Here is a 12,948-nt window from a genome sequence, read left to right on the forward strand (position 1 = left end):
TCGATCCGTCCGGAACCGCCGCTGTTACTCGCCGCCGACCGGAATGCTGCCGTCGGTGATGCCTGCACGGATCTGCGCCAGTTCGTCCTGCAACTCCTGCGGCACGGCACCCGCGAAATCATGGAACGGCGCCAGATCAACGCCGCCGTTTTCAAGGCTGCCGACGATCACGCCACCCTCGAACGCGCCGGCGATGGCGGTTTCGATCACCTCGAAAACTGTGCGGTCCATGCGTTTGACGATCGAGGTCAGATAGACATGTCCACGTTCGGGATCGGTCCGGTAGAGATCGGCATCCACGCCGATGATCATCATCTCCTCAGCGCCCAGTTCATTGGCCAGCGCCGCCGATCCCAGCCCCACGGGGCCGGCAACCGGCAACACGATATCGGCGCCTTCGTCATAGAGGTTCTGCGCGAAGGCGCGCCCGTCATCGAGGGAGTCGAAATTGTTGGTGAACAACCCTTCCCGCGTTTCGGGATCCCATCCGAGCACCGTGATGTCCGTGCCCTTCTGGGCATTGTAATAGGCCACCCCATGGGCGAACCCGTCCATGAAGATCGTGACCGGCGGGATGTTGATGCCGCCGAAGACGCCCAGAACCCCCGTCTCCGTCATGCCCGCGGCAAGATAGCCCGCCAGAAAGGCCGCCTCGTCGGTGGCATAGACCTGCGCCAGCACATTCGGCAGCGGCGGATCATAGGCGAAGTCGACAATCGAGAACATCTGGTCGGGGTTCGCCTCCGCCGCGGCCTGTGTGGCATCGCCCAGCAGGAAACCGATGGTGAAGATGACATCGCAATCGCCACCCAGAAGCGAGTTTAGATTGGCCTCGTAATCGGTCTCGGCCTGGGATTCGAGGAAGCGGGCGTCGATCCCGAGTTGATCCTGCGCGTCGAGAACACCCTGCCAAGCGGTCTGGTTGAAGCTGTTGTCGTCGATCCCGCCGACATCGGTCACCTGGCAGGCGGTGAACGCGTGGGCCGGGAGCGCAAGCCCCAATCCGACCGCGAGGGCAAGGGCTGCGCGCCTATAGTCCGATATCATGATATCTGTCCTTCTTCTGATCGCGGCCCAGGGGCCACCTTGAAATCCTTCCGGAGCGGCGCCCTGTCGGGGCCGGCCGCGTGATGCACGAAAGACCTGTTCGGAAAAGCGATGGATGCCGGTGGTGTCGGAACTTGCTGGATCCGATCGGAACAGACCCGGTTCACAGCCCCGTCTACCGACCCCGTTCGCCCCCCACCGGGGAGCCCGCGCGAGATCGCGGAAACGCAACGCAGTCCCTGCATGGCCCGCCACCCCCTTGCCTGGATCGGAGTATGCGCCGCTGCAGAATGGGATCATTAATCCAGGTTAATCCAGCCGCTGTGCCGGCCGGTCCACCCATCGGCGCGACGGGCGGGAGCAGCGCGGCCAGGCGGGGGAGCGGTTTTTTGCATATGAAATAGTTGTCGCAGTCGACAGAATCCCACAAGCGGGATAAGGTTGGAAAACGTGCACATGACTTGACATCGCCGCCCGACAAGACCGCGCCGCCGGAACATCGTTTTCCGACCGGCTATAGAAGCCATGAAGCTGTGGATTCGCGCGGGTTTCCGGTGGCTTGCATACGGGGACGCCGACAGCGGTGGGATCGACAATGTGGCAGGACCAGACAAGATGCGCCCAGGGCGGCATGACGGCGCTCTGCGCGGCCAGCGAACAGATCAGGACATTCGCGCGAACCGCGCAACAGATCCGCGCCGGAACCGTGATTCTTCAGGATGGTGACGAATTCGACAAGGTGATCCTTGTGGTCGACGGATGGTTGTCGAGTTCGAAATCCTTCGAAGACGGGGAGGCCCAGATCATCGATTTCATACTGCCCGGCGACATTCTTTACGCGACCAACGGCGACGGCACGACCGTGGGTCTGACGCTGGAGGCGATCACCGATGCCAGGGTCTCGATCGTGCCGGTCCGCACATGGCAGACGATGCTCAAGGCTTCGCCCGATCTGGCCCGCGCCGTTGGCCGGATCCGCGCCGCGGCCCAGGCCCGCACCTCGGAAAGGCTGCTGCGTCTGGGCAAGGGCAGCGCGCCGATGCGGATCGCCTTCGCCATTCTGGAGCTGTCGCTCCGGCTCAGATCGCTCGGGCATGACATGGAAGAGACCTTTCATCTGCCGCTGACCCAGAAAGCCATTGGCGATTATACCGGCCTTTCATCGGTTCATGTGTGCCGAACCATGCGTCGCCTCGTGCGGCACAACATCATCGAAACGAGCGACCATATCGACATCCGCATCCTGGACCTTGCGGCCTTGTCCGAGATCGCCGGGATCGATGTGGAGCGGCTTGAACAGGAGATCACCCCGACTGCCGCCTAGCGGTCTTCGACGATCTCGCCCAGCGCCTCGCCCGCGAGACGCTCGGACACGTGTTCGGCGATGTCGCCCAGCGACACCATGCCCACCAGACGATCGCGCCCGTCGAGAACCGGCAAGCGCCGCACCTGATGATCGCCCATCAGGGCGGCCAGCGTTTCCACCGAATGATCCGCGCGGCACCAGAATGCACCCGGCGTCATGATGTCCTGCGCCGTTTTCGTGCTGGCGAAGCCCGACCCGGAAATCACCCGCACCACCAGATCGCGGTCGGTGACGATGCCCGCCAGACGGCCATCCTGCACAACCGGAAGCGCGCCGATGCCATGATCGTCCATCCGGGCGGCGATCCGGGAGACCGGACAATCCACCGATATGGTGATCAGGGGCGCCGTCATGATATCGAGAACCTTCATGCGACGCCTCCGATCAGAGATGGGGGCGGGTCTGTGCGCCCCGCACCCCGGCACGCGGATCGGCGCGGGTCAGGCTGCGCCCTTGACCGCAATTTTCCTGCCCGTCTGTTGCGCTTCCGGCTTCTTCGGCAGATGAACCGTCAGCACGCCGTTCTTGAAATGCGCCTTGATGCCGTCATGGTCGACGCCTTCGGGAAGCTGCACGGTGCGCGTGAACGCGCCGAAGCGCCGTTCGTTGACGTAATAGTCGCCATCTTCGTCACCCTCTTCGACCTCTTCGGTCTTCTCGCCACGCAGCGTCAGGCTGTGGTCGGTGACCCGCAGATCGATATCCTCCTCGGCCATGCCGGGCAGTTCCGCGACTAGCTTGATCTCCGTTCCCTTGTCGATGATATCGAGCGTCGGGCGCACGGAGGCCAGACCGCGAAACGGAATGTCCAACCCCCGCCGCTGCCAGCCGGCCCCGAACAGCGACCCGCTCTGAAGGCCTTCAAGCAGGTCTTCGAGCTCGTCGCGGACATTCCAGACCGGGCGGCGCCGGCGTTTCGCGGGCGCGGCTTGCCCGGCATCCGGGGCCTCGGGCGCCGTGGTTTCAGATTTCTCAGCCATCTTGTGTCCTCCGTCATCTGAACTGCGATCTGTTCGATATGCGAGCGTCTCACCGCTGGCCGCGCCCCGCATTAACCGACGATAATCCGCGTGGCGCATGGTAGCGGACGCACGGCCGAAACCGCCCGGAGACACCCCTTTTTTCGCGCTTGCGAAAAGGCCCGCTTGTTCCTCTCGCCATAGGTGAGTAAAAGACTCAGAGAAAGGGGCGACAATGCTCCCGCGCTAGCCAAACCACATCCGATGTGGCGCCAGTTTCTCCCGGACTTCTGCAAAAAAGGTGGTGTTTTGGCACAGCATGGAATGGTCGGGCCACAGTGGCCCGGAATCGCCCGGGTTCCGATGGCTCCGGGTCTGAAGGCAACCCTGCTTGCGGTGGCGATGACCGTGGCCTGGCCTTGCGCGCAGGCCAAGGCCGAGGAGGTCGAGCGGGTTCTGTCGCTTGGCGGCGCCGTCACGGAGATCATCTACGCGCTTGGCGAGGGGGACCGGGTCGTGGCGCGCGACACGACGTCGACCTTCCCCGCCGAAGCCCGGCAACTGCCCGACGTGGGCTATGTCCGGTCGCTGTCGCCCGAAGGCGTTCTGTCGGTCGCGCCCGATCTGATCGTCGCCACCGACGGCAGCGGCCCGGCGGAAGCGATCGAAGTTTTGCAGGCCGCGGAAATTCCCTTCGTTACCGTGCCCGAGGGCTACGATGCCGCCGCGATCCGGCTCAAGATCGAGACGATTGCCGAGGCGCTGGGCGTGCCCGAGCAGGGCGCGACGCTGGCCGACCGGGTGGAGGCGGACCTGACCGACGCAATCGAGGCCGCCCGCATGGATACCCCGCCGCGCGTGCTCTTCATCCTGTCGTTGCAGGGGGGCAGGATCATGGCCGCCGGGGCCGGCACAGGGGCGCAGGGGATCATCGAACTGGCCGGCGGCGTGAATGCGATGCAGGGGTTCGACGGCTATCGGCAGGTGAGCGAGGAAGCCGTGCTTCTGGCGGCACCCGATGTGATCCTGATGATGGACGGCGCCGGCGACCATGCCGCCGACAGGCGCGATGTGCTGGACCACCCGGCCCTTGGCCAGACGCCGGCGGCACGCACGGATGCCATCGTGCGGCAGCCCGGGCTGCTTCTTCTGGGCTTCGGCCCGCGCACGCCGGAGGCGGTTCGCGCGCTCAGCGGCGCGTTTCAGGCCGCGCGCGGCTAGCCGCCCATGGTCTTCGTTCCCGCCCGATCGAGCAGCCCGCCCCGGCAGGTCGGCGACCGGCAACGGCAGGCAGGGCGCATGCTGGCCGGCCTGACGGTCCTGCTGCTTGTGATCTCGGCGATCAGCCTGACGGTGGGCGCCTCGGGCGCAAATCTCTGGACGGCGCTGGTGCAGATCCTGCGCGGCGAACAGATCGCATTGCAGGAAAGCGTCATCCTGTTCGATATCCGCCTGCCCCGGCTTGTCATGGGGATCCTGGTGGGGGCGGCGCTGGCGGTGTCGGGCGCGGTCATGCAGGGACTTTTCCGCAATCCGCTGGCCGATCCCGGGCTGGTCGGGGTGAGCGCTGGCGCCGGGCTGGGCGCGATCTCGGCGATTGTGCTGGGCGGGCTTATGCCGCTGGCGATGCGCGAGGGCCTTGGCTACTACACCGTGCCGGTGGCGGCCTTTCTGGGCGGATGGTTCACGACGATCCTGCTCTATCGGCTGTCGACGAGCCGGGGGCGGACCTCCGTGGCGGTGATGCTTCTCGGCGGGATCGCCCTTGCCGCGCTGACCGGCGCGCTGTCCGGCATCCTGATCTACATGGCCGACGATGCGCAGCTCAGGGATCTGACCTTCTGGGGGCTTGGCTCGCTTGCGGGCGCCACGTGGGAAAAGGTACTCGTGGCCGGACCGCTGATCGTGCTGGCGCTGGCGGCCACGCCGTTTCTGGCCCGTGCGCTGAACGGTCTGGCACTTGGGGAAGCGGCGGCGGCGCATCTGGGTATTCCCGTTCAGCGCATGAAGAACATCGCCATTCTGACGGTCGCGGCCGCGGTCGGCGCGGCGGTGGCCGTCTCGGGCGGGATCGGCTTCATCGGCATCGTGGTGCCGCATCTGCTGCGCCTGATGATCGGACCGGATCACCGGTATCTGCTGCCAAATGCGGCCCTGCTTGGCGCCAGCCTGCTGATCCTTGCGGACATGATATCGCGCAGCATCATCGCACCCGCCGAACTGCCCATCGGGATCGTCACGGCCACCCTTGGCGGACCGTTCTTCCTTTGGATCCTGCTGCGCAATCGCAGCCTTCTGGATCTCTGAGCCAGATGCTGACCGCCACCGATATCTGCGTCAGCCTGTCCGGCACGCCGGTTCTGAACGGGCTCGACTTCCGGGCGGAGCCGGGGCAGATCACCGCGATCGTCGGCCCGAACGGGTCGGGCAAGACCACGCTGTTGCGCGCGATGACTCAGGAATTGCCGTATGAGGGCGAAGTCCGGCTTGGCGGGGACGATATCGCGCATATCCCGGGCTGGGATCTGGCCGCGCGCCGGGCGGTCCTGCCGCAGGCCAGCCGCATCGCCTTTCCGTTCACGGTGCTCGAAATCGTACGTTTCGGCATGATGGCCTGCGCCGATCCGCCCCCGCCCACCCGCGCCTCGGAAGCGTTGGAGCGGGTCGGCCTTGCCGGGTTCGAAGGGCGGTTTTATCAGGAGCTGTCCGGCGGCGAGCAGCAGCGCGTGCAACTGGCCCGTGTGCTGACGCAGGTGTGGGATCCGGTGGGGCCGGAAGGCCCGCGCTGGCTGTTTCTGGACGAGCCGGTCTCCAGCCTCGATATCGGTCACCAGTTGGAGGTGATGGGCCTGATGGCGGATTACGCCGCCGCCGGCGGCGGTGTGGTGGCGGTGATGCACGATCTGAACCTGACCGCGATGTTCGCAGGCTCCGTCGCGATGCTCGTGCAGGGCCGGCTGGAGGCGCAGGGGCCCGCCCGGCACGTGCTGACCGACAGGATCCTGTCGGCGGCCTACGGCTGCCGGGTGCAGGTCGGGGTGGCACCGGACGGCGACATCCCCTTCGTTCTGCCGCAAGCGGCCTCCGCCCCCGGCGGCTGATCTCCGGGACCGAGCGCCGGGCCGGGATCAGACCCGTGTTTTCAGGCCGCTTCGTTGGCGCCCACCCGGTCGGCCAAGTTCTTGAAGAATTTCGCCGCGAGCTTTTTCGCCGTCCCATGTATCAGGCGACTGCCAAGCTGGGCCAGTTTGCCGCCGATATCCGCATGGGCGTCGTAGCGCAAAAGCGTGCCTTCGGGATGTTCGGCCAAGTCCACCTGCGCGCCGCCCCTGGCAAACCCCGCGGCACCGCCATTGCCCTCCCCGGTCAGCGAAAACCGTTCGGGCGGGTTGTCGGGGCTGAGCGTGACGGTGCCGTTGAACCGGGCCTTCACCGGGCCGACCTTCAGCACCACCTTGGCCTCAAGCTCGGTGTCGGAATGCTTGATCAGTTCCTCGCATCCCGGAATGCAGTCTTTCAGGATCTCCGCATCGTTCAGCGCGGCATAGACCACCGCTTGCGGGGCATTGATAACGATCTCGTCTTTCAGGTCCATTTCAGGTCTCTTTCGTCTGGCAACAGGGAAGCTGGATCAGGGCCGGGCGGTCGCAAGCCACCGGCGGCGTCATCGGGGGAGGCCCGGCCATCGCCGGGGCCCTTGTGGCGGGCACGCTACACATCGCCGCCCTTCCGCACGGCGCGGCTGCGACGCAGCGACGTGATCTGCGCCAGCACGGACAGCGCGATCTCCTCGGGCGTGATGGCGTTGATATCAAGACCCGCCGGCGCATGAACACGGGCCAGATGCGGCACAAGACGTGCGTCTTCGGCCTGCAACTTCTCCACAAGGGAGGCGAATTTCCGGCGGCTCCCGACAAAGCTGACATAGGCGGCATCGCCCGTCACGGCGGCCCGCAGGGCGGCCAGATCGCCCTGCCCCTGCGTGGCGACCACGACGAAACCATCGGCGGCGACCTCGAAATCCGGGGTCACATGCCGGGCAAGGCCCGGGTCGATCTCCGCGCCATCGGCCCCGCAAAGCGTGACCTTGAAATCGAGCCGCCCGCCCAGATCGGCCAGCGCCATCGCCACCAGCCCGGTGCCGAAGATCACCAGATCGGGCAGCGGCAGGACCGGCTCCACGAACACATCCATCGTGCCCTTCGAGGGGCAACCGTTCCGGGCGAACCGCACCCCGTCGCGCATGTCCCCCGCGGTCAGCCCCTCGGTCTCCAGCAACTCCTGCGGGCGGAGCGAAATGAGCTGCGGCGCGCCGGTCTCTATCGCCTCGCGCGCGGCCTTGCCCACCGCGCCGCGCGCGCAGCCGCCCCCGACCCAGCCCATCAGGATCGTGCCCTGCCGGTCCAGCAGGGCCTTGCCCCCCGGCTTGGCCGAGGTCGCATCGACCGTGCGCACGACCGTGGCCATCGCGAAGGGCACGCCCGCGGCCTTCAGCGCCTGCATCTTGGCCTCAAGCCGAGCATATTCCGTGGCCGACAAGGTCATAGCCGGGCCAATCGCTGTTCCAGCGCCGCCAGATCGGCAAGGGTCGTGGCGGCGGCGAAATCGTCCAGATAGAGCAGAGCCGCCGCCATCCCGCGGGCGACGGGCGCATAGTCCTTCCAGCCCTTCAGCGGGTTCAGCCAGATGATCCGGCACCCGCGCCGTTTCAGCCGGGCCAATGCGGCCTCCATCACCTCGGGCGCATCGCTGTCGTAACCATCCGACAGGATCAGAACGACGCTCCGGCCATCGACGAACTTGCGCGCATATCCTCTGGCGAATTGCTCAAGCGTCGCGCCAATTCTGGAGCCGCCGCCAAAGCCATCTGCCAGAAGCGTGATCCGGTTCAGCGCGCGCAGCGGGTCATCGTCCCGCAACGCCTCGGTGATCCGGACCAGCCGGGTGTGAAACAGATAGGCGTCGCTGGCGCCATCGGCGCGCATGAGGCCAGCCAGAAAGGCCAGAAAGGGCCGCGCGTAATTCATCATCGAGCCGGAGACATCGCAAAGCGCCACGATCTTCAGGGGCCGGTCGGGCCGGGTCCGTCTGGCAAGGCGAAGCGGCTCGCCACCGCTGGACAGGCTGTGGCGGATCGTGCGGCGCAGGTCGATGGCGCGCCCGGCGCGCGCGGCTCTCCGCCGGCGCGACCGGCGATCCCTGAGCGCGCGCCCCAGCCGGATGGCCACCTGCTCGGCGGCGCGGATATCGTCGCTCGACACCATCTCGCGCAGGTCTTTCTTCATCAGGTTCCGCATGCCGGACGCGATCAACCGGCCGGTCCCCTCGGCATGGGTTTCGCCATCCTCCGCGCCGTCTTCGGGCGCATGGATGCGGCCCGCGCCATCGGTCCCGCGCGTGTCGTCGGTGCGGGTCGTCCTTGTATTCTGGGGGGTCTCCGCATGGGCGGACGGGATGATCTTGTGGCGCACGCGCCCCTCGGCCATCCAGTACGCATCGAACAGCAGATCGAACTCGGCCGCGGTTTCCGCCGATCCGGCGCAGACAGCTTTCAGGGCCAGCCGGGCATCCATCGGCCGGGTCGGATTGACGAAGGTCAGGGCGTGCAGGGCGGTATCGGTTTCGGCCACGCCCAGATGAAAGCCGTGGTCGCGCAGATGCGCCATGAAGCCCGAGACCCGGGCGGCGGGGCCCGGATCGGCGGCGGTGAAGCGGGTGATCCTACTCATCGGTCGCGCTCATGCGGCTTTCCCCGCGATCCGCGCGGCCACCTCGATCGGGATCGCGGCGCGGTCGGCCTGGGTCTTCAGAAGCGTCACAAGTGCTGCCTGCAACGCCGCCGGATCGTCGCTCAGATCCTTGATGCCCAACCCGCCCAGGGCGGCAGCGAAATCCAGCATTTCGGCGACGCCGGGCACCTTCTCCAACTCCTCCTCGCGCAGCTTCTGCACGAAGCCGATGATCTGCGCGCCCAGTTGCGCCTCGATGCCCGGGCAGCGGCTGGCGAGGATCGCCAGTTCCGTCTGCCGGTCGGGATAATCCACGTGGCAATAGATGCAGCGCCGGCGCAGCGCGTCGGACAGATCGCGGGTGCCATTGGCGGTCAACACGACCATCGGGCGCGAGGTGGCGACGATGGTGCCAAGCTCGGGGATGGTGATCTGGAAATCGGAGAGGACCTCCAGCAGATAGGCCTCGAATTCCTCGTCGGCCCGATCGATCTCGTCGATCAGCAGAACCGGGGGCGTTGCCTGCCGGATCGCCTTCAGAAGCGGCCGCTCCAGCAGATACTCCTCAGAGAAGATCCGCGCCTCGACCACGGCCCCCGTCTCCCCCGCCTCGGAGGCGGCACGGATCGACAGAAGCTGGCGTTGATAGTTCCACTCGTAGATGGCCTGGCTTGCATCCAGCCCCTCGTAGCATTGCAGGCGGATCAGCTCCGCCCCCCGGACGCTGGCCAGGGCGCGGGAAATCTCGGTCTTGCCGACGCCCGCGGCCCCCTCCAGCAGCAGGGGGCGCCCCAGAGAGGTGGCGATATGCAGCGCCATGGCCAGATCGTCCGAAGCGACATAGCCGGTGCGCGCAAGATCCGCTTGAAGATCGGTCCAGGCTGTCATCGGGTCTGTGCGGGGCGCGCTGTGATCCGGCGCCCCGCCCTTTCATCATGTATCATGCAGGCCGAGACCATTGGCCGTTTTCCAGATCCGCCAATGATCGTGCGGCATGTTCGTGTGGCGCAGGCCAAACGGGCGGAACGCATCCTGCACCGCGTTGGAGAAACACGGCACGCCGCCCACATGGGGGCTTTCGCCCACACCCTTGGCCCCGATCGGGTGATGCGGGCTGGGCGTGACCGTGTGATCGGTCTCGTAATTCGGCACTTCCCAGGCGGTGGGCAGGAAGAAATCCATCAGCGTCCCGGTCTTGACATTGCCCATGTCGTCATAGGCGATCTCCTGCCCCATCGCGACGGCCAGCGCTTCGGTCAGGCCGCCATGGATCTGGCCTTCGATGACCATCGGGTTGATCCGGGTGCCGCAATCGTCCAGCGCGTAGAAACGCCGGATATCGGTCACGCCGGTGTCCACGTCGATATCCATGACGCAGACATAGGCCCCGAACGGGTAGGTCATGTTGGGCGGGTCGTAATAGCTGACCGCTTCCAGCCCCGGCTCCACCCCCGGTATCGCCTGATTATAGGCGGCATAGGCGATCTCGCTCATGGTCTTGAACCGTTCCGGCGCGCCCTTGACCACGAAACGGTCGACGTCGAATTCGACGTCGTCGTCATGGACCTCCAGCAGATAGGCCGCAATCATCTGGGCCTTGGCGCGGATCTTGCGACCGGCCATGGCCGTCGCCGCACCGGCGACGGGCGTGGAGCGGGACCCGTAGGTGCCAAGCCCGTAGGGCGCGGTATCGGTGTCCCCCTCCTCGATCGTGATGCTGTCGGCGGGGATGCCGATTTCGGAGGCGAGGATCTGCGCGAAAGTGGTCGCATGCCCCTGCCCCTGGGAAATCGTGCCAAGCCGCGCAATCGCGCTGCCGGTGGGGTGGATGCGGATCTCGCAACTGTCGAACATGCCCATGCCAAGGATGTCGCAGTTCTTGACCGGGCCCGCACCGACGATCTCGGTGAAGAACGACAGACCGATGCCCATGAGCGTGCGCGTCTCGCCGCGTCTGAACGCCTCGACCCGGTCCGCCTGTTCCTTGCGCAGACCGTCATAATCGACGGCCGCCAACGCCTTGTCCCATGCGGTGTGATAATCCCCGCTGTCATATTCCCAGCCAAGCGCGGACTGATAGGGGAACTGCTCCTTCCGGATGAAGTTGATCCGGCGCAGTTCGGCGGCATCCATGTTCAGCTCGATCGCCAGAACCTCGATCATCCGCTCGATGAAATAGACCGCCTCGGTCACGCGGAACGAACAGCGGTAGGACACGCCGCCCGGCGCCTTGTTGGTATAGACGCCATCCACGCCCAGATAGGCGATGGGAATGTCATAGGAGCCGGTGCAGATATTCATGAACCCGGCCGGGAATTTGGTGGGGTCCGCGCAGGCATCGAACGCACCGTGATCCGCCGTCACATGGCAATGCAGCCCGGTGATCTTGCCATCCCTGGTAGCGCTGATCCGGCCCTTCATCCAGTAATCCCGCGCGAAGGCGGTGGTCATCAGGTTCTCCATCCGGTCTTCGACCCATTTCACCGGCACGCCGGTCACGATGGAGGCCACGATGGAGCAGACATAGCCGGGATAGACACCGACCTTGTTGCCGAAACCGCCCCCGATATCGGGCGAGACGACGCGGATGTTGTGCTCCTCGATCCCCGACAGGAGCGAGGCGACGGTGCGCACCACATGGGGGGCCTGAAAGGTCCCGTAAAGCGTCAGCTTGCCGTTCACCTTGTCCATGCTCGCCAGACACCCGCAGGGCTCCAGCGGACAGGGGTGGGTGCGGTGATAATACATCGTTTCCTCGGCCACCACATAGGCATCGCCGATCACGGCATTCGTGCCGGCTTCGTCGCCCACTTCCCATGTGAAGATGTGATTGTGATGCTTGCGGGGGCCATGCGCGCCCTCGGTCTGGCCATCGAGATCCTCGCGCAGCACCACATCGGATTTCAGCGCCTCGAACGGGTCCACGAGAACGGGCAGTTCCTCATACTCGACCTCGACCAGTTCGACCGCGTCGGCGGCGATGTAGCGGTCGCGCGCCACGACAAAGGCGACCTCCTGGCCCTGGAACAGAACCTTGCCATCGGCAAGTACCATCTGCTTGTCGCCCGCCAACGTCGGCATCCAATGCAGCGACAGGGGCTCCAGATCCTTGGCTGTCAGCACGGCAACCACGCCATCCAGCGCCATGGCGGCATCGGTATTGATCGATTTCACGCGCGCATGGGCATAAGGCGAGCGCACGAAATCCCCGTGCAGCATGCCCGGCAGGCTGATATCGTCGATGTAATTGCCCTTGCCTTGGGTAAATCTCGCATCCTCGACCCGCTTGCGCGAGCAGCCCAGACCCTTGAGATTGGCGACGCGTTCATCGCGATCCGGTGTCAAATCGTTCATTGTGCCGCCTCCGATGCGCTGTTGATTTCCGCCGCGGCCGCCAGAATGGATTTCACGATGTTCTGATAGCCGGTGCAGCGGCAGATATTGCCCGCCATGCCGAACCGCACCTCTTCCTCGGTCGGGTTCGGGTTCTCCTGCAACAGACGGTGCGCCCGGGTGATCATGCCCGGCGTGCAATAGCCGCATTGCAGCCCGTGATGTTCCTTGAAGCTTTCCTGCAGGACATGCAGCCCGTCAGGCGAGCCCAGACCCTCGATCGTCGTGATTTCGGCGCCCTGTGCCTGCACCGCGAACATGGTGCAGGATTTGACCGACTTGCCGTTGATTTCCACGGTGCAGGCCCCGCAATGGGATGTCTCACAGCCGACATGCGGCCCGGTCAGGCGCAGCTGTTCGCGCAGCACATAGATCAGCAATTCGCGCGGTTCGACCATAACCTCCCGGGTTTCGCCGTTGACCGTCATTTCCACGATTTGTTTTGTCATCTTCG

13 protein-coding genes are annotated in these 12,948 nt (G+C 65.6%); 4 read left to right on the forward strand and 9 right to left on the reverse strand.

The features are described from left to right. Window positions 1-24 precede the first annotated feature (24 nt). The gene (locus ACQ651_RS10925; RefSeq protein ID WP_430449279.1) at window positions 25-1,047 is read right to left on the reverse strand and encodes a BMP family lipoprotein; all 1,023 of its coding nucleotides are present in this window, start codon (window positions 1,045-1,047) and stop codon (window positions 25-27) included. Window positions 1,048-1,642: 595 nt separating this feature from the next. On the opposite strand from ACQ651_RS10925, the gene ACQ651_RS10930 reads away from it, so the two are divergent. After that, complete coding sequence (locus ACQ651_RS10930) at window positions 1,643-2,371, forward strand: Crp/Fnr family transcriptional regulator (protein WP_227284961.1); 729 nt, start codon at window positions 1,643-1,645, stop codon at window positions 2,369-2,371. Here ACQ651_RS10930 and ACQ651_RS10935 read toward each other — a convergent pair. Both ACQ651_RS10935 and ACQ651_RS10940 read right to left on the reverse strand, forming a co-directional pair. Beyond that, complete coding sequence (locus tag ACQ651_RS10935; protein WP_227284962.1) at window positions 2,368-2,784, reverse strand: CBS domain-containing protein; 417 nt, start codon at window positions 2,782-2,784, stop codon at window positions 2,368-2,370. The genes ACQ651_RS10930 and ACQ651_RS10935 overlap by 4 nt on opposite strands. A gap of 69 nt (window positions 2,785-2,853) precedes the next feature. After that, window positions 2,854-3,393 carry an Hsp20/alpha crystallin family protein gene (locus tag ACQ651_RS10940; RefSeq protein WP_375551783.1) on the reverse strand — a complete coding sequence of 180 codons (540 nt, stop codon included), beginning with the start codon at window positions 3,391-3,393 and terminating at the stop codon, window positions 2,854-2,856. Between the two features lie 342 nt (window positions 3,394-3,735). Here ACQ651_RS10940 and ACQ651_RS10945 point away from each other — a divergent pair, with 342 nt between their 5' ends. Genes ACQ651_RS10945 through ACQ651_RS10955 form a run of 3 tightly spaced genes read left to right on the forward strand, consistent with a single transcriptional unit; the run spans window position 3,736 to window position 6,473 of the window. Continuing rightward, complete coding sequence (locus ACQ651_RS10945; protein WP_375551782.1) at window positions 3,736-4,593, forward strand: heme/hemin ABC transporter substrate-binding protein; 858 nt, start codon at window positions 3,736-3,738, stop codon at window positions 4,591-4,593. A 6-nt stretch (window positions 4,594-4,599) separates the two neighbouring features. Then, window positions 4,600-5,679 (forward strand): FecCD family ABC transporter permease, encoded by a 1,080-nt coding sequence (locus ACQ651_RS10950; RefSeq protein ID WP_430449280.1) that lies wholly within the window; start codon window positions 4,600-4,602, stop codon window positions 5,677-5,679. 5 nt (window positions 5,680-5,684) lie between these two features. Further along, window positions 5,685-6,473, forward strand: coding sequence for a heme ABC transporter ATP-binding protein (locus ACQ651_RS10955; RefSeq protein ID WP_227284966.1), 789 nt, complete (start codon window positions 5,685-5,687; stop codon window positions 6,471-6,473). A gap of 41 nt (window positions 6,474-6,514) precedes the next feature. On the opposite strand, the gene ACQ651_RS10960 is transcribed toward ACQ651_RS10955, so the two are convergent. The 6 genes from ACQ651_RS10960 to ACQ651_RS10985 form a co-directional block, all read right to left on the reverse strand. Then, entirely contained in the window at window positions 6,515-6,967 is a 453-nt protein-coding gene (locus ACQ651_RS10960) for an SRPBCC family protein (protein ID WP_430449281.1), read from the reverse strand. Between the two features lie 116 nt (window positions 6,968-7,083). Then, on the reverse strand, window positions 7,084-7,917 hold the full coding sequence (locus ACQ651_RS10965) for an XdhC family protein (RefSeq protein WP_430449282.1): 834 nt from the start codon (window positions 7,915-7,917) through the stop codon (window positions 7,084-7,086). Next, window positions 7,914-9,101: a vWA domain-containing protein gene (locus ACQ651_RS10970; RefSeq protein WP_430449283.1), complete on the reverse strand. Its 1,188-nt coding sequence runs from the start codon at window positions 9,099-9,101 to the stop codon at window positions 7,914-7,916. Before ACQ651_RS10970 ends, ACQ651_RS10965 begins: the two co-directional genes overlap by 4 nt. Before the next feature lie 9 nt (window positions 9,102-9,110). Beyond that, window positions 9,111-9,989 (reverse strand): AAA family ATPase, encoded by an 879-nt coding sequence (locus ACQ651_RS10975; RefSeq protein WP_227284970.1) that lies wholly within the window; start codon window positions 9,987-9,989, stop codon window positions 9,111-9,113. Window positions 9,990-10,034: 45 nt separating this feature from the next. Then, window positions 10,035-12,455: an aerobic carbon-monoxide dehydrogenase large subunit gene (locus tag ACQ651_RS10980; RefSeq protein WP_430449284.1), complete on the reverse strand. Its 2,421-nt coding sequence runs from the start codon at window positions 12,453-12,455 to the stop codon at window positions 10,035-10,037. Next, on the reverse strand, window positions 12,452-12,943 hold the full coding sequence (locus ACQ651_RS10985; protein ID WP_375551774.1) for a (2Fe-2S)-binding protein: 492 nt from the start codon (window positions 12,941-12,943) through the stop codon (window positions 12,452-12,454). The genes ACQ651_RS10980 and ACQ651_RS10985 overlap by 4 nt, the downstream gene beginning before the upstream one ends. Window positions 12,944-12,948 lie beyond the last annotated feature (5 nt).

Origin of the sequence: Rhodophyticola sp., from assembly GCF_965284195.1 — a bacterium.
GTDB lineage: Bacteria > Pseudomonadota > Alphaproteobacteria > Rhodobacterales > Rhodobacteraceae > Rhodophyticola.